Source organism: Nocardia nova (assembly GCF_002933465.1).
In the GTDB taxonomy this organism is placed as follows: Bacteria; Actinomycetota; Actinomycetes; order Mycobacteriales; family Mycobacteriaceae; genus Nocardia; species Nocardia nova_B.
On sequence record NZ_PSZE01000017.1, the window covers coordinates 1 to 15939 of the forward strand.

Sequence of the window (15939 nt, forward strand, 5' to 3'; positions counted from 1 at the left end):
AACACCCCGAAGAGTGAATCAGAAGTATCTCGAACCAGAGTCCGAAAACCCAACTAAAACGCCAGCCGGAAAATAGCTGACAAAAATGTCCGTCACCCTCACGGGGAGAGGATGAACGGAACCAAAATAAATATTTGGCACTGACATTCATCGACACACTATTGAGTTCTCAAAGAACACACGCACCAGCAATCTCGCAGGATTCTTCCCGGTCGATCGGTTGGGCAACTTTTACAGCTTAGCTCAGCCAGAAGTTCCCGACAAAATCGGGGTCCCTCTTACCGAACCAGTGTGATTGTCAGGCGCTCCTCGTCCGACCTCGTTGTCCCGGGCCTCTCGGCTCCGGGTCGGCGTCCGTGTCGCTCTGACCTGGAATAAGTTACGTGGCGGTTGATTCTATGTCAAATCGCCTGGTCAGGAAGGTCTTTCGGATGTACGGCCGACTACGCCGGCGTTCCGACCCGTTCCACCTCGGCGCCGAGCGAGCGCAGGTTCTCCACGAAATGGGGGTAGCCGCGGTCGATATGGAAGACGTCGTGCACCTCGGTGACGCCGTCGGCGACCAGACCCGCGAGCACCAGACCCGCGCCGGCGCGGATATCCGACGACCACACCGGCGCACTGGACAGCCGCGGGATGCCCCGGACCACGGCATGGTGGCCGTCGGTGCGGGCGTCGGCGCCCAGGCGGATCATCTCCTCGACGAAGCGGAAGCGCGCCTCGAAGATGTTCTCGGTGATCATGGACGTCCCGTCGGCGATGGTCGCCAGGCCGATCGCCATCGGCTGCAGGTCGGTGGGAAAGCCCGGAAACGGCAGGGTGGAGAAGTTCACCGCACGCGGCCGCTCCGGTTGTTCCACCCGGAAACCGTTGGGTTCGAACGTGATTCGCGCCCCCGCCGAACGCAGCTTGTCCAGCACCAGCGAGAGGTGCTTGGGGTTCAAGCCGGTGACGCGCACGTCGCCCCTTGTCATCGCGGCGGCGATTCCCCAGGTCGCGGCCACGATCCGGTCGCCGATCACCTGATGGGTGGTGGGCGCGAGTTTGCGCACGCCGGAGATGGTGAGCACCGAGGTGCCGGCGCCGTCGATGCGGGCGCCCATCCGGGTGAGCATGGTGCACAGGTCGACGATCTCGGGTTCGCGCGCGGCGTTGTCGATCACCGTCTCCCCCTCCGCGAGGACCGCGGCCATGAGGATGTTCTCGGTCGCGCCGACCGACGGGAAATCCAGCCGGATGCGCGCACCTTGCAGCTCGTCGGCGCGCGCGACCAGGCAGCCGTGCTCGATTTCGCTGGTCGCGCCGAGCAATCTCAGACCGGCCTGATGCATGTCGAGTGGACGGGACCCGATCGCATCACCGCCGGGCAGCGCGACGACCGCGCGCTTGCACCGCGCCATCAGCGGCCCCAGCACGCAGACCGATGCGCGGAACTGCGTCACCGCCGGGAAGTCGGCGTGATACTTCGGCTCGGCCGGGGTGGTGATGGCGACCACTGATCCGTCGACGGTGACATCACAGCCCAAACCGCGCAGAACCTCCGCCATCAGCGGCACGTCGAGGATGTCCGGGCAGTTGGTGATCGTCGTCGTGCCTTCGGCCAACAGGGCGGCGGCCATCAGCTTGAGGACGCTGTTCTTCGCGCCACCCACCGCGACCTCGCCGACCAGCCGACTGCCCCCGGTCACCAGAAACCGTTCACTCACGGGGGCCAGCCTAACGGGAGGGCTGGTCGGTCGCGGCCGGTCCGCCGGTCTCCGATCCCCCGGGCCGCCACAGCACGTCACCGTCCGGGTTGGCCACCCGGCCGAGGATGAACAGCAGATCGGACAGCCGATTGAGGTATTTCGCGGGCAACACGCTGATGTCGTCCGGATGTGCGTCCACCGCTGCCCACGCCGCGCGTTCGGCCCGGCGTGCCACGGTGCGGGCCGTGTGCAGCAGTGCGGCCAACGGCGTCCCGCCGGGCAGGATGAACGAATTCAGCGGAGCAAGTTCGGCATTGAACTCGTCACACCAGCGCTCCAGGCGGTCGATATAGGACTGGGTGATCCGCAGCGGCGGATATTTCGGATCCGGCACGACCGGGGTGGACAGATCGGCGCCGGCGTCGAACAGATCGTTCTGCACCTGGCGCAGCACCTCGGCGATGCGCGATTCCGGCTGCCCCAGGGCGAGAGCCACACCGAGTGCGGCATTGGTCTCGTCGCAGTCGGCGTAGGCAACCAGTCGCGGATCGGTCTTCGGAACCCGGGAGAAGTCGCTCAAACCGGTGGTGCCGTCGTCTCCGGTCCGGGTATAGATCTTGGTCAGATGCACACTCATTGCTGGTGACCACCTATTTCTGGGTCAACGTCCCGGACGGCGCCGGATGCGTTCGGAGGGCCGCGATTCGACCCAGGACAGGAATGCCGTCAGCGCAGGGCGATCCAGGGCGAGTTCATAACTGCCGTCACCGTCGGAGACCGCGATCACGACGATGTCGTCGGTCATGATGTCGTACTCGTCGCCCACCGGAGAACGCCGATCGACCACTTCGATGCCCAGCCGCCGGATGGTCGAATCCGGTCCTACCTTCAGGCTGGTGAGTTTGTAGAAGACGAGCCGGGATTCGCCGTAGCGAATCAGACCGTGCCGCCACCCTTGGCCACCCTGCGCCGGAAGTACGCGCAGAATCGCCGCGGTTCCACCTCGGCGCAACATGACCAGGCGATACAGCGACACCAGCGCTACGCCGACCAGCAGCAGCACCAGAATGATCAGAAGCACCATCCCGGTCCGCAATCCAGGTCCGTCCCTTCGCTTCGCCCCTGTGCCGTCGCCAGCGCCGTGCCATCCCCGGACAAGGCCGCTCCCGCAGGGAGTCTACAAACCAGCCCGCCGCGGCACACAGCCGGTACATCCGTTCCACAAACGAGGATATCGGCCGATTCGCCGATACGGAGGAAGGTGATCAGAGGCACACTCGCACAAGGGCATTCGAAGCCCGTCACGGTTGGCTGTGCGCGGGGTTCACGATGGGCCCCGTATTCGCGCCCGCATCGGGTCGCGCTCAACCCATGGTGAAGGGCGCATCCCAGACGATCACCATGGCCAGGGTGTGGCCGGTCCCGCTCTCGGCGGTTGACGTTCTCGTGCGATTCCTGGCCGTAGTCGACGGGCATTTTCAGGTCCAGCACACCGCCGGACTCCTCCTCATCGGATTCGAGCGAGCTCCGGCGGAAACGCCGTGTGGCGGCCCGGAGAGCCGGACCGCCACACGGTAGCGCTATTCGGTTGTCGCCCTGAGGCTTTCGCGTCAGGCGCTCATCGCTTCCACCGCGCGAATTCGCGCGGTCGCCGCATTCTGTTCCTGCTCCGAGGCATTCGGATCGGCCAGTACCGCGCGGGCGGCGTCGAGATCGATATCACCCGCGAATTCCGCCGATTCGGCGAGAATCCGGACCGCCTCGCCCGTGCAGGAGAAGAAGCCGCCGTGCACGGCCGCGACGATCCGCTCGCCCTCGGTGCTGTCGATGGTCACGATCCCACCCTCGACCAGTTGGCCGAGTACGGGCTCGTGGCCGTGCAGAATACCGATCTGACCTTCCGTGGTCTGGGCGCTGACGAAACTCGCCGTTCCCGACCACAGCCGCCGCTCGATGGCGACCAGATCAACTGACATATCCGCCATGGTGGACTACTTCCCGGCGATCTTCTTCGCGGCCGCCTCGACGTCGTCCAGGCCACCGCAGGAGTTGAACGCCTGCTCCGGCAGGTGGTCGAATTCGCCCTTGCAGACCCGCTCGAAGTCGTCGATGGTCTGCTCCAGCGGCACGACCGAACCCGGCTGACCGGTGAACTTCTCAGCCACGATGAAGTTCTGGCCGAGGAACTTCTCCAGACGACGCGCCCGGCCGACGAGGACCTTGTCCTCTTCGGAGAGCTCGTCCATACCCAGAATCGCGATGATGTCCTGCAGTTCCTTGTACTTCTGCAGGATTCGCTTCACCTCGTTGGCCACCGCGAAGTGCCGCTCGCCGACGATCGAGGCCTCGAGGATTCGCGAGGTCGAGGTCAGCGGGTCGACGGCGGGGTAGATACCCTTCTGCGAAATCGGGCGGGAGAGCTCGGTGGTCGCATCCAGGTGGGCGAAGGTGGTCGCCGGCGCCGGGTCGGTGTAGTCGTCGGCGGGGACGTAGATCGCCTGCATCGAGGTGATCGAACGACCACGGGTCGAGGTGATGCGCTCCTGCAGCTGACCCATCTCGTCCGCCAGGGTCGGCTGGTAACCGACGGCCGAAGGCATACGACCCAGCAGGGTCGAGACCTCGGAACCGGCCTGGGTGAAACGGAAGATGTTGTCGATGAACAGCAGCACGTCCTGACCCTGCACATCGCGGAAGTATTCCGCCATGGTCAGCGCGGAGAGCGCGACGCGCATACGGGTGCCCGGCGGCTCGTCCATCTGGCCGAAGACGAGGGCGGTGTCCTGAAGGACGCCCATCTCTTCCATTTCCAGGTGGAGGTCGGTGCCCTCACGGGTGCGCTCACCGACGCCGGCGAACACCGACGTACCGGAGAACTCACGCGCGATACGGGTGATCATCTCCTGGATCAGAACGGTCTTGCCGACACCGGCACCACCGAACAGACCGATCTTGCCGCCCTTCACGTACGGGGTCAGCAGGTCGATGACCTTGATGCCCGTCTCCAGGATCTCGGTCTTACCCTCGAGCTGGTCGAAGGCCGGCGGCTGGCGGTGGATGCCCCACTGCTCGCCGTCGCGGCCCAGGCCGGGGGTGTCGAGGCAGTCGCCGAGGGCGTTGAACACGTGGCCCTTGGTGACGTCGCCGACCGGAACCGAGATCGGCTTGCCGGTGTCGGACACCGGGATGCCGCGGACCAGGCCGTCGGTCGGCTGCATCGAAATGGTGCGGACGATGTTGTCGCCCAGGTGCTGCGCGACCTCGAGGGTCAGGGTTTTGGCCACCGACGGCAGGGTGATGTCGGCGTGCAGCGCGTTGAACAGTTCAGGGATGGCGCCGCGCGGGAACTCGACGTCCACAACGGGGCCGTTGACCCGGACGACGCGGCCTGTGCCAGCGCCCGCCCGGCTTGCGTTTTCTTGGGTGACAGCTGCGGTCATCTTTTCTCTTCCGTGGGGGCTTAGTCGCGGTCCGAGGACGCAGCCAGCGCGTTCGCGCCGCCGACGATTTCACTGATTTCCTGCGTGATGTTGGCCTGCCGGATCGAGTTCGCCTCGCGGGTCAGAGTGTTGACCAGCTCGGTGGCGTTATCGGTGGCAGCCTTCATTGCGGTGCGGCGCGCGGCCGACTCCGAGGCCGCGGCCTCGAGCAACGACGAGTAGATGCGGGTGTTGATGTACTTCGGCAGCAGGGCGCCGAGCAGCTTGTCCGCATCCGGTTCGAACTCGTAGAGCGAGGTGATCTTCGCGTCCGGCGAGTCGGTGAGCATGTCCTCGCCGAGCTCGAAGTTCTCGTCGACGAAGCTCACCTGGATCGGAGCGAGCCGGCGAACCTCGGGCACCTGCGACAACATCGAGACGAAGCGGGTGTAGACGATATGGATCTCGTCCACGCCCTCCATGGTCCCGCCGCCCGGGGCCTCCACCTCGGTATCGGAACCCGCCATGAACACATCCACCAGGTGATGGCATGCGGCCGAGGCATCGGTGTAGTGCGGCTGCTGCGAGAACCCGGTCCACGAACCGGCCAGCGGCCGGTTGCGGAAGGTGTAGTATGTCAGGCCCTTGTTGCCCATCACATACAGCACCGGCTCCTTGCCCTCGGAGCGCAGCGTCGTGATGAGTTCCTCGGTGCGCTTGAGCACGTTCGAGTTGTAGCCACCGCACATACCGCTGTCACTGGTGATCACCAGGACGGCGGCACGTCGTGGAGTCGGCCGCTCGGTCAGCAGCGGATGGTTGAGATTCGATGAGGCACTGGCCAATTCGCCGAGCACCTTGGTGATCTCTTCCGCATAGGGCTTCGCGGCGGCGACCCGAGCCTGGGCCTTGCTGATTCGCGAAGTGGCGATCAGCTCCTGAGCCTTGGTGATCTTCTTGATCGAGCTCACACCACGAATACGGGAGCGCAGTTCGCGCAAGCTTGCCATCAGCGGTTCACACTCCCCTCGCGTGTCTGATCAGTAAGCATCATCGGAACCGCTTACTTCTCGACGTGCTTGCGGGTGACCGACAGCGACTCGACCTCTTCGTGGTCCAGTTCACCGGCGTCGGCCTCGTTGACCACGCGGCTGCCGTCGGAGGCCAGGAAGCCCTGCTTGAAGCGCTCGGTCTCGGTCTTGATCGCGTCGGCGGCCTCGCCCTCGAGAACCTTGCCACCGGCGATCGACTCGAAGGCCTGCGGCGCGGCGCGGTGCAGCGTCTCCAGCAGCTCGGAGTTGAAGCGGCGGATGTCGCCGACCGGCACCGAGTCGTAGAAACCGGCGTCGACCAGGTAGATCGAGACGATCTGGTCCTCGACGGCGACCGGCGAGTACTGGTCCTGCTTGAGCAGCTCGACCCAACGTGCACCGCGCTCGAGCTGAGCCAGCGAGGCGGCGTCCAGGTCGGAGGCGAAGGCGGAGAACGCCTCCAGCTCGCGGTAGGAGGCCAGCTCCAGGCGCAGCGAACCGGCGACCTTCTTCATGCCCTTGGTCTGCGCGGCGCCACCGACACGGGAGACGGAGGTACCGACGTTGATGGCCGGGCGCACACCCTTGTTGAACAGGTCGGACTCGAGGAAGACCTGGCCGTCGGTGATGGAGATGACGTTGGTCGGAATGAACGCCGAGATGTCGTTGGCCTTGGTCTCGATGATCGGCAGACCCGTCATCGAACCGGCGCCCATTTCGTCGGACAGCTTCGCGCAACGCTCCAGCAGACGGGAGTGCAGGTAGAAGACGTCACCGGGGTACGCCTCACGGCCCGGCGGGCGACGCAGCAGCAGCGAGATGGCGCGGTAGGCCTCGGCCTGCTTGGACAGGTCGTCGAACACGATCAGGACGTGCTTGCCCTGGTACATCCAGTGCTGGCCGAGCGCGGAACCGGTGTAGGGCGCGAGCCACTTGAAACCGGCGGAGTCGGAGGCAGGGGCCGCGACGATGGTGGTGTACTCCATCGCACCGTGCGCCTCGAGCGCGGACTTCACGCCGGCGATGGTGGAACCCTTCTGGCCGATCGCGACGTAGATGCAGCGCATCTGCTTCTTCGGATCGCCGGACTCCCAGTTGGCCTTCTGGTTCAGGATGGCGTCGATGCAGACCGCGGTCTTACCGGTCTTGCGGTCGCCGATGACCAGCTGACGCTGGCCGCGGCCGATGGCGGTCAGCGCGTCGATGGCGGTGATGCCGGTGGCCATCGGCTCCTCGACCGGCTGGCGCTCCAGCACGGTCGCGGCCTGCAGCTCCAGCACGCGGCGCTCGTCGGCCTCGATCTCGCCCAGGCCGTCGATCGGCTGGCCGAGGGGGTTGATGACGCGGCCCAGGAACTTGTCGCCGACCGGCACCGAGAGCACGTCACCGGTGCGGCGGACCTGCTGGCCCTCTTCGATGCCGTCGAACTCACCGAGGATGACCGCACCGATCTCGTCGGGGTCGAGGTTCAACGCGACACCCAGCACACCGCCGGGGAATTCGAGGATCTCGTTGGTCATCGCGGACGGCAGGCCGCTGACGTGCGCGATGCCGTCACTGGTGTCGGTGACCGTGCCGATTTCCTCGATGGAGGTTTCGGGGGTGTAGCTCTGGGTGTAGCTTTCGATCGCGCTACGGATCTCATCGGGGGAGATCGTCAGCTCCGCCATGGTTCTTCCTGCTCTCGCTGTGGTCTGGAATGTCGGGGTGGTTGCCGGGCTCGATGGCTCGGCTAGGCCAGGGCCTGGCGCAGGCGCTGCAGTCGGCCGACGGCGCTGCCGTCGATGACGTCGTCGCCGATGCGCACGACGACACCGGCCAGCAGTGCCGGATCGACCTGCACGTGGATGGTGACCGGCTTGTCGTAGATTCGCTGCAGCGATGCGGCGAGATGCTCCCGCTGCTGCTGCGTCAGGGCCGTCGCCGAACGAACGTGCGCGACGATCTGCTTGCGCAGCGACGCCGCCAGGCCGGACAACTGATCGAAGGCGACGCCGACATCACCGCGCGACCGGCCGACCGCCTGCTCGGCCAGCTGCATGGTGATGTCTTCGACCTTGCCGGTGAGCAATCGCGCCAGCAGGTCGCGCTTGGCGGCCGCCGGCTTACCGCGATCGGTGAGCGCCTGCTCCAGATCCGGGTTGTCCTCGACGGTGCGGCCCAGCCGGAACAACTCGTCCTCGACGGCGTCGATACGTCCGCGGTCGGCCGCGGCGCGCAACAGCGCCTCCTGCCCGAGCAGCACCAGGGTGTCGACCAGATCTCGGGTCCGAGACCAGTCCTGGGCGACGGCAGTGGTCAGCACGGCCTGGGTGGCCGCGCTGATCTTGCCGCCGAACACGCGTTCGGCCAGTTCGGCACGCACCGAACTCGACACCGACTTATCCGCGAGCGCCACACGCAGCGAACGCTGGTCGTCGAGCACGGCGACTACGGCGAACAGTTCGGAGCCCGTCGTGGCGGCGACGGAGCCACTCCCGGTGAGTGCGGCCGAAAGAGCTTCCCTCGCACGGGAACTCGCCTCGCGGCTCGCTGCGTACATGCTTCCCACTTTCACTGTGTTGAATTCCGGGGCCCGGAGCGGTCGGGCGCCGGTGACTTGCGTCACCGACAAGACCTCTCAGGCGCAGGTTACCTTCCGACCCCGATGCCGGCCTTCTGATCCAGCTCGGTGAGGAACCGATCGATGGACGCCGCCTGCTTGGCTTCGTCCGCCACGGACTGCCCGATGATCTTCTCGGCCAGGTCGACCGCGGTGCGGCCGAGCTCGGACCGGAGCTCGGCCACGATCTGCTGACGCTGCGCGTCGAGCTGGGCCTGACCGGCGGAGACGATGCGATCGGCTTCGGCCTGAGCCTCCGAGCGCAGCTGCGCGAGGATCTGCTGGCCCTGGGTACGCGCTTCCTCACGGATGCGCGCGGCCTCGAGCCGAGCCTCGGCCAGCTGCTGCTGGTACTGCTGCAGGGTTTCCTGCGCCTCGGCCTGTGCGGCCTCGGCCTTGGCCATGCCGCCTTCGATCTTCTCCGAGCGCTCGTCGAGCACCTTCGTCAATCGAGGAACCACGTACTTGTAGAACAGGATCCCGATGACGACAACGCACACCACCGACCAGACGATGTCGTATGGCTCCGGAATCAGAGGGTTCTTGTCCTCTGCATTCTCGGCGAGCAAGTACATGCTGTTCATCGGAATCAGAAGATGAAGCCGGCGACGAGACCGATCAGCGCAAGGGCCTCGGTGAACGCGATACCCAGGAACATGTTGGTCCGGATGGTGCCCTGCAGCTCGGGCTGACGGGCGATGCCCTCGATCGCCTTACCGACGACGATGCCGACGCCGACACCCGGGCCGATCGCGGCCAGACCGTAACCGATAGCGCCGTAGCCCTTGACCCGATCCGAGGTCTGGGCGAGTTCGGCGGCCACGTAGGAGAGGCTCATGAGATTTCTTTCCCTTTCTGTTGCCCACCCGCCCGGCGGCCGGTGGGGCAGTTCTTGTGCGGTCGTGCGGTCAGTGCGAGTCGGCGTGCTGCGCGAGGCCGATGTAGACGGCCGTCAGGAGCGCGAACACGTAGGCCTGCAGGAAGATCACCAGGAGTTCGAACAGGGTGAATCCGAATCCCGCGAGCAAGGAGAACGGCGAGAAGATCTTCATCCACGAAGCGGCGTCGAAGAGGAAGAACTGGGTGGCGCTGAAGAACAGCACCAGCATGATGTGACCGGACAGCATGTTGGCCATGAGTCGGACGGTCAGCGTGAACGGACGCAGGATGAAGGTCGAGATGAACTCGATCGGAATCAGCAGCACGTGCAGCGCGACCGGAACATTCGGCACGACGATGGACGAGCGCATGTATTTCCAGAAGCCGTACTTGCGGATACCCACGTAGTTGAAGGCGATATAGGCGATGACCGCCAGCACCAACGGCATACCGACGCGTGCGTTCGAGGAGATGTTCAAGAACGGGATGACGCTGGAGAAGTTCAGGAACAGCACCGTGAAGAAGATCGTGGCGATCAGCGGGAAATACCGGCGGCCACTTTCCTTGCCGAGCACCTCGTCGCAGATCTGCTCCCGAACGAACAGCAGACCCATTTCCGCGGCGTTCTGCAGTCCGCGCGGCACCAGGCGCGGGCTCCGGAATGCGAGCAACATGACCGCGACCAGGACTGCCGCCATGATGATGCGAATCAGCATCAAACGGTCGAGCTCGAAAGGCGTCCCCTCGAACAGCACAGCTGGAGGGAAGAAGTCTTGCAGCGAAGGCGCGTGGAACTCGCCCGCCAAAGTGGTGACGCTCAGCGTTCTCTCCCGTGTTCGGGCCGCGAGACATGTTCCATCTCGCGGTTCGATCGGACATTGACGATCAGGTGGGTCGACTCAGGTCGGCTCGAAGTTCGTCAGCAGCTGCGCGGGAAATCCCGCCGTGGCGTCTGTACGTCGGCGACATCGTCGACGGTGCAGGGCCGGAACTTCTCACCGAAGGACCGGCACAGCAGCAAGCATAACCTCTCGCACCGGCGACGATGCGGTCGGCCCCGTTGGTTCGGATGCTTACGGTAAAGAGTTTACCAAGGTATCTACGACAACGTGTAGGGGGTCTTGTTCAGACGTTCGAACGATCTTGGTCGGCGGACCCCGCGGGCGGGTCGACCACCGGAACACGTTGACGCAGAAGCCCGTACGTCTCGGCTCCGAGAACAATCAGCAACGCCCCCACGACGGTCAGGAAGAGGGTGCCGGGGCTGTAGAAATCGAACTGGTGCAAGATCGCGACCACGACCATCACGACCAGTATTTTGCCGATCCAGCTCGCCAGCATGACCATGCCCTGAATGCCGGAATCCAATTTCGCGCTGAACAGCACGAGCGCGGCCGTGGTGAGAATGAAGAAGCCACCGATCGCGGATCCGATGAGCGCGCCCCAGAAACCGGCCCAGCCCGCGACGATCGAGCCGGCGACGACCGAAACCACCACCAGCACACACAATCCGGTGATGCCGTAACGCAGCGCTGCTCGTAGTGGCGCGTCGGGGTGCGATTCGGGTGCCGTGCTCACGTCGAGCCACTTTACCCGTTCCTTACTTGCGGCGACCGCGGAGCCCGACCACTTCGCGCAGCGATGGGAGGGCCGTCACGACCAGGGCGAAAACCAAACCCGCCGCGAACAGCAGAACCACCACACGACGGTCCATCAAGGAGGTTCCCACGGCCGCGAATGCGAGCACGCCGACCCACAGGTAGATCAACAACACCACACGGCGGTGCGAATGGCCGATCTGCAACAAACGGTGATGCAAATGCATTTTGTCCGGAGTGGAGAAACTCACACCCGCGCGCACGCGACGCACGATTGCCAGCACCAGATCCAATACCGGAATGAACATCACCGCTCCCACCAGCAACAGCGGTGAAAGCAGACCCACGATGTCGCGCGGCCCGTATCCGGTGAGCGGAATTCGGCCGGATGCGCCGGTCGACACCGCGGCGAGCATCAAACCGATCAACATCGATCCGGAATCGCCCATGAATATTCGGGCCGGATGGAAATTATGTGGCAGAAATCCCAGGCATCCGCCCGCCAGCGCGGCGGCCAGCAGGGCCGGCGGATAGCCGTCGGTCGCACCGCCCTGCTGGTAGAGCAAACCCACGGTGAACACGAAGACCGCCGCGGCGGCGATCAGCCCCAGCCCCGCCGCGAGACCGTCGAGGCCGTCCACGAAGTTCATCGCGTTGATCATGGTGACGGTGATGGCCACCGTGACCACCCAGCCCTGCAGCTGGTCGAGCACGACCGTGGTGTTGCTGAACGGGTTGTAGATGGCCACCCAGCTCAGGCCCATCACGGCCATCGCCCCGGCGGCCGAGATCTGGCCCACGAACTTCGTCAGCGCGTCCAGGCCCCAGCGATCGTCGACGATGCCGACCAGGACGATCAGCGTGCCCGCGACCAGCACGGCCGGAATATCGCGCGGATAGTCGAAACCGCGGCGCAGCGCCGGCAGCTGATGGGCGAACAGCACCGCGGCCAGTACGCCCAGATAGATGCCGACCCCGCCCATGCGGGGAATCGGCTCGAGATGCACATCACGATCGCGTGGCACCGCGATGGCGCCGAAACCGATGGCCAGCACCCGAATTCCGCCGGTGGACAACATCGTCACCACCGCGGACACGAGCAGCACCAGAAGCAGCTCGCGCAGCGGGACGACCGCACCCTGACTGAAAACCATCTACCAGGCCGTCAGCGGGTGGTCTCGGGCGAGAGTTCGTCCGGGGCCATGCCCAGCACCTCGGCGACCTGAGCGACGGTCACCGCACCGGCCCGCAGCACCCGCGGGCGGTCGCCGGTCAGGTCCACGATCGTGGAAGGCACGCCGTGTTCGGCCGGGCCGCCGTCGAGGTAGACACCAACCTGGTTCCCGAGCTGGTGTCGCGCCTCGGTGACCGTCGTGGCGGGCGGCTGCCCGGAGACGTTGGCGCTCGATACGGCCATCGGGCCGACCTCGCGCAACAGCTCCAGCGCGATCGGGTGCAGCGGCATGCGCAGCATCACCGTGCCGCGCGCGTCGCCGAGGTCCCAGGCCAGCGAGGGCGCCTGCTGCACAACCAGGCTCAGCCCGCCCGGCCAGAAGGCGCGGATCAGATCGCGCGCCTGCGGCTGTACGGAGAAGACGAGTCCGTCGATGGTGTTCCACGAACCGACCAGCACCGGCACGGGCATGTCGCGCCCGCGCCGCTTGGCCGCGAGCAGACCGGCCACAGCCGTGGAATCGAACGCGTCCGCGGCGATTCCGTAGACCGTATCGGTAGGGATGACGGCCAGCCGTCCGGATTTCAAGGTGGTCCGCGCGGCGGTCAATCCGGCGGCACGAGAATCGGGATCGGAGCAGTCGTAGACGGTACTCACGGCGGTGAGTCTATTGAATGTGTTTCACGGCACGTTGCCCGGCTTCGCGCAAATTCTCGGCAATCCACGCGTCAGCGAGTGCGGCGCGCGGCGACGAAGCGCGGCCGGCCGGCCAGATCCGGATGTTCGACGATGTCGGAGAATCCGTCGTGTCCGGCGAACAGCGCCGCGACCTGGGCACCGTGCGAGTCGTCGTGTTCGACGGCGGTCACGCCCTCGGGCCGCAGCAGCCGGGCGATGGTGGCGACCATGGGGGCGATCACCTCGAGTCCGTCCGGGCCGCCGAACAGCGCGAGATGCGGATCGTGTTCGGCCACTTCGGGATCCAGCCGCGCGCCGAACGGGATGTAGGGCGGATTGGCGACCACGACGTCGACGCGGCCGTTCAGCTCGGCCAGCACCCGCGCGTCGGTGACATCGCCGGCATGCAGAACGATCGGCGTATCTCCTTGCGCGGCTTGCCGATCGGCGTTGCGCTGCGCCCATTGCCTTGCGGTGGGGTCGATTTCGACCGCGTGCACCTCGGCGTCGGGACGGGCGTTGGCGATGGCCAGGGCCAGCGCGCCCGATCCGGTGCACAGGTCGACGACGATCGGGGGATGCTCGTGTCCGGCCGCCTCGAGCTGGGCCAGCGCCCACGCGAAGAGCAGCTCGGTCTCCGGTCGCGGGATGAAGACGCCGGGGCCCACTGCCAGATCCACCTCACCCATGGAGGCGGCGCCGGTCAGATGTTGCAACGGCACCCGCTCGGCCCGGCGGGCCACCAGTTTGAGAAACCGTTCGAGCTGTTCCGGGGTGACCATCGGGATCAGCGCCAAGCGCGACCGCTCGACCTCGAGGACGAAGGCGGCCAGAAATTCGGCGTCGATCTGCGGGCTGTGCACCCCGGCCGCCGCGAGCGTGCGGGCCGCGTCGGCGATCGCGGGTCGCAGCGGCAGCCGGTGCTTGCCCGCCTCGCCCGGGACCGGCATCATTGCGCCGCGAGCCGCGCGGCGCGGTCGGCTTCGCCGAGAGCATCCAGCAGCGCGTCCAGTTCGCCGTCCAGCACCGAATCCAGATTGTGGGCCTTGAAGCCGATGCGGTGGTCGGTGATGCGGTTCTCGGGGAAGTTGTAGGTGCGGATGCGCTCGGAGCGGTCGACCGTGCGGATCTGTGAGGCACGGCCCGCGGCGGCATCGGCCTCGGCCTGTTCCTCGGCCAGGCTCTGCAACCGCGCCGAGAGCACCTGCATCGCGCGGATCTTGTTCTGCAGCTGCGAGCGTTCGTTCTGGCAGGTCACGACGATGCCGGTGGGCAGATGCGTGATGCGGACCGCGGAATCGGTGGTGTTGACGCCCTGGCCGCCTTTACCAGAGGAGCGGTAGACGTCGATGCGCAGATCGGATTCGTCGATCTGGACCTGTTCGACCTCATCGGGTTCGGGATAGATCAGCACGCCGGCCGCGGAGGTGTGGATGCGGCCCTGCGATTCCGTGACCGGCACGCGCTGCACGCGATGGACCCCGCCCTCGAACTTCAGCCGGGACCAGACGCCGTCGCGACTGGGCTCGCGGCTCTTGATGGAAAGCGTCGCTTCCTTGTATCCGCCCAGGTCGGAGACGTTGGCGTCGAGCACCTCCACCTTCCAGCCGTGCCGTTCGGCGTAGCGGATGTACATGCGGGCCAGATCGGAGGCGAACAGGGCCGACTCCTCGCCGCCCTCTCCCGACTTCACCTCGAGCACGACATCGTCGGCATCGTGCGGATCGCGCGGGGCGAGTAGATCGGTGAGCGTCTTCTCCAGCTCCTCGACCTGCCGTTCGAGGCCGGGCACCTCGGCGGCGAAGGACGAATCGTCGGCTGCCAACTCCCGGGCGGCGGCCAGATCGTCGCGTGCCGCGGTGAGTTTGGTGTAGGTCGACATGATCGGCGCCAGCTCGGCGAACCGCTTACCGACGCGACGAGCCTCGGCCGGATTGTTGTGCAGCGCCGGATCCGACAGCTGGGTTTCCAGGCCGGCGTGCTCGGCGAGAATGTCGTCGATGGCGGATGGGGCCGTGATCTTGTCGGCCATGGCGGATTATGCCTCCTGCTGGGAGCTTTCGGTCACCTATAAACGCACCAACGCCCGGCCTGCGAATGCAGGACGGGCGTTGGCGGGGCAGCTACTTGGCTTCCGAACCCTCGGCCTTCTTGGCGCGCTTGCCGTAGCGGGCCTCGAAGCGGGCGACGCGGCCGCCGGTGTCGAGGATCTTCTGCTTGCCCGTGTAGAACGGGTGGCACTGCGAGCAGACCTCGACGGTGATGTGGCCCGACTCCTTGGTGCTGTGAGTCTGGAAGGTGTTGCCGCAACCGCAGACAACGGTGGTCGGCACGTATGCCGGGTGAATTCCTGCCTTCATGGGTGTCCTCTCGATCTGGCCCCGGGTCGCCCGAACCCACGGCTGTATCTGCCGTGCTGCCGTCATGGACGTGAACCGGAACCGACTAGGCGGGATGGTCTGCCGATCGCAGACGCACCGACGGTCCAGTATGCCAGAACCGCCGATACGCTCTCACAACGCACCCCGCACCGTATTTGTTCCGGCATCGGCGCGCCCCGGACGGCGACACACCCCAAGGAAGTAACGGCACGCGTACTCGCGGTTGTCGAGCGATCCTGAAAACGAGTAGTCGGCTACTCGGGAATATGAACACATTTGTTCGTAGATTCGTGGCAGAAGAAGACCCATCGCAATCGAACCGACGATCCGAGGGACAGCAGTGATTTTCCACACCGCGCGGGGGGCGAGTAGGAGATCTCGCGCCCCGGCCGTCGGCGAGCCCCGCCTCGGAGACCTCCGCCGGGGAGACCGTGACACCCGCCCGATGCCGGGCCGTGGACATACGAAGGAGATCGGCGCGGCGACGGT

At 65.8% G+C, this 15939-nt stretch carries 17 protein-coding genes; all 17 read right to left on the reverse strand.

Translation table 11 applies throughout. The features are described 5' to 3' along the window. Positions 1-443 precede the first annotated feature (443 nt). The gene (gene murA, locus C5E41_RS19995) at positions 444-1706 is read right to left on the reverse strand and encodes a UDP-N-acetylglucosamine 1-carboxyvinyltransferase (protein ID WP_030518271.1); all 1263 of its coding nucleotides are present in this window, start codon (positions 1704-1706) and stop codon (positions 444-446) included. 10 nt (positions 1707-1716) lie between these two features. After that, positions 1717-2325, reverse strand: a complete 609-nt coding sequence (locus C5E41_RS20000) for a cob(I)yrinic acid a,c-diamide adenosyltransferase (RefSeq protein ID WP_104377342.1) — start codon at positions 2323-2325, stop codon at positions 1717-1719. Positions 2326-2349: 24 nt separating this feature from the next. Continuing rightward, complete coding sequence (locus C5E41_RS20005; protein WP_062994002.1) at positions 2350-2772, reverse strand: DUF2550 domain-containing protein; 423 nt, start codon at positions 2770-2772, stop codon at positions 2350-2352. Positions 2773-3298: 526 nt separating this feature from the next. Continuing rightward, positions 3299-3673 (reverse strand): F0F1 ATP synthase subunit epsilon, encoded by a 375-nt coding sequence (locus C5E41_RS20015; protein ID WP_030518274.1) that lies wholly within the window; start codon positions 3671-3673, stop codon positions 3299-3301. A 6-nt stretch (positions 3674-3679) separates the two neighbouring features. Then, positions 3680-5128 carry a F0F1 ATP synthase subunit beta gene (gene atpD / locus C5E41_RS20020; protein WP_104377345.1) on the reverse strand — a complete coding sequence of 483 codons (1449 nt, stop codon included), beginning with the start codon at positions 5126-5128 and terminating at the stop codon, positions 3680-3682. A gap of 20 nt (positions 5129-5148) precedes the next feature. After that, entirely contained in the window at positions 5149-6117 is a 969-nt protein-coding gene (locus tag C5E41_RS20025; RefSeq protein ID WP_104377346.1) for a F0F1 ATP synthase subunit gamma, read from the reverse strand. 53 nt (positions 6118-6170) lie between these two features. Then, positions 6171-7808 carry a F0F1 ATP synthase subunit alpha gene (gene atpA, locus C5E41_RS20030; protein WP_104377347.1) on the reverse strand — a complete coding sequence of 546 codons (1638 nt, stop codon included), beginning with the start codon at positions 7806-7808 and terminating at the stop codon, positions 6171-6173. 62 nt (positions 7809-7870) lie between these two features. Then, positions 7871-8680 (reverse strand): F0F1 ATP synthase subunit delta, encoded by an 810-nt coding sequence (locus C5E41_RS20035; protein WP_104377450.1) that lies wholly within the window; start codon positions 8678-8680, stop codon positions 7871-7873. 89 nt (positions 8681-8769) lie between these two features. Next, complete coding sequence (locus tag C5E41_RS20040) at positions 8770-9324, reverse strand: F0F1 ATP synthase subunit B (RefSeq protein ID WP_104377348.1); 555 nt, start codon at positions 9322-9324, stop codon at positions 8770-8772. 5 nt (positions 9325-9329) lie between these two features. Then, positions 9330-9578: an ATP synthase F0 subunit C gene (locus C5E41_RS20045; RefSeq protein WP_025347580.1), complete on the reverse strand. Its 249-nt coding sequence runs from the start codon at positions 9576-9578 to the stop codon at positions 9330-9332. A gap of 70 nt (positions 9579-9648) precedes the next feature. After that, positions 9649-10374, reverse strand: a complete 726-nt coding sequence (atpB, locus tag C5E41_RS20050) for a F0F1 ATP synthase subunit A (protein WP_258081104.1) — start codon at positions 10372-10374, stop codon at positions 9649-9651. Between the two features lie 370 nt (positions 10375-10744). Next, a complete protein-coding gene (locus C5E41_RS20060) occupies positions 10745-11122 on the reverse strand; it encodes a hypothetical protein (RefSeq protein WP_308706105.1) in 378 nt (125 codons plus the stop codon). 97 nt (positions 11123-11219) lie between these two features. Then, positions 11220-12371: an MraY family glycosyltransferase gene (locus tag C5E41_RS20065; protein ID WP_104377351.1), complete on the reverse strand. Its 1152-nt coding sequence runs from the start codon at positions 12369-12371 to the stop codon at positions 11220-11222. An 11-nt stretch (positions 12372-12382) separates the two neighbouring features. After that, positions 12383-13048 carry an L-threonylcarbamoyladenylate synthase gene (locus C5E41_RS20070; RefSeq protein ID WP_036498542.1) on the reverse strand — a complete coding sequence of 222 codons (666 nt, stop codon included), beginning with the start codon at positions 13046-13048 and terminating at the stop codon, positions 12383-12385. Between the two features lie 71 nt (positions 13049-13119). Continuing rightward, positions 13120-14022, reverse strand: coding sequence for a peptide chain release factor N(5)-glutamine methyltransferase (prmC, locus tag C5E41_RS20075; protein WP_258081105.1), 903 nt, complete (start codon positions 14020-14022; stop codon positions 13120-13122). After that, positions 14019-15101 carry a peptide chain release factor 1 gene (gene prfA / locus C5E41_RS20080; RefSeq protein ID WP_104377353.1) on the reverse strand — a complete coding sequence of 361 codons (1083 nt, stop codon included), beginning with the start codon at positions 15099-15101 and terminating at the stop codon, positions 14019-14021. The genes prmC and prfA overlap by 4 nt, the downstream gene beginning before the upstream one ends. A gap of 91 nt (positions 15102-15192) precedes the next feature. Further along, positions 15193-15429, reverse strand: a complete 237-nt coding sequence (gene rpmE, locus C5E41_RS20085) for a 50S ribosomal protein L31 (RefSeq protein ID WP_030518286.1) — start codon at positions 15427-15429, stop codon at positions 15193-15195. Positions 15430-15939: the final 510 nt, after the last annotated feature.

Bases quoted from the DNA above. Each gene is read 5' to 3' on its own strand.
- C5E41_RS20000 (WP_104377342.1), bottom strand. From the start codon at position 2,325: ATGAGTGTGCATCTGACCAAGATCTATACCCGGACCGGAGACGACGGC.
- C5E41_RS20005 (WP_062994002.1), bottom strand. From the start codon at position 2,772: ATGGTGCTTCTGATCATTCTGGTGCTGCTGCTGGTCGGCGTAGCGCTG.
- C5E41_RS20015 (WP_030518274.1), bottom strand. From the start codon at position 3,673: ATGGCGGATATGTCAGTTGATCTGGTCGCCATCGAGCGGCGGCTGTGG.
- atpD (WP_104377345.1), bottom strand. From the start codon at position 5,128: ATGACCGCAGCTGTCACCCAAGAAAACGCAAGCCGGGCGGGCGCTGGC.
- C5E41_RS20025 (WP_104377346.1), bottom strand. From the start codon at position 6,117: ATGGCAAGCTTGCGCGAACTGCGCTCCCGTATTCGTGGTGTGAGCTCG.
- atpA (WP_104377347.1), bottom strand. From the start codon at position 7,808: ATGGCGGAGCTGACGATCTCCCCCGATGAGATCCGTAGCGCGATCGAA.
- C5E41_RS20035 (WP_104377450.1), bottom strand. From the start codon at position 8,680: ATGTACGCAGCGAGCCGCGAGGCGAGTTCCCGTGCGAGGGAAGCTCTT.
- C5E41_RS20040 (WP_104377348.1), bottom strand. From the start codon at position 9,324: ATGAACAGCATGTACTTGCTCGCCGAGAATGCAGAGGACAAGAACCCT.
- C5E41_RS20045 (WP_025347580.1), bottom strand. From the start codon at position 9,578: ATGAGCCTCTCCTACGTGGCCGCCGAACTCGCCCAGACCTCGGATCGG.
- C5E41_RS20065 (WP_104377351.1), bottom strand. From the start codon at position 12,371: ATGGTTTTCAGTCAGGGTGCGGTCGTCCCGCTGCGCGAGCTGCTTCTG.
- prmC (WP_258081105.1), bottom strand. From the start codon at position 14,022: ATGATGCCGGTCCCGGGCGAGGCGGGCAAGCACCGGCTGCCGCTGCGA.
- prfA (WP_104377353.1), bottom strand. From the start codon at position 15,101: ATGGCCGACAAGATCACGGCCCCATCCGCCATCGACGACATTCTCGCC.
- rpmE (WP_030518286.1), bottom strand. From the start codon at position 15,429: ATGAAGGCAGGAATTCACCCGGCATACGTGCCGACCACCGTTGTCTGC.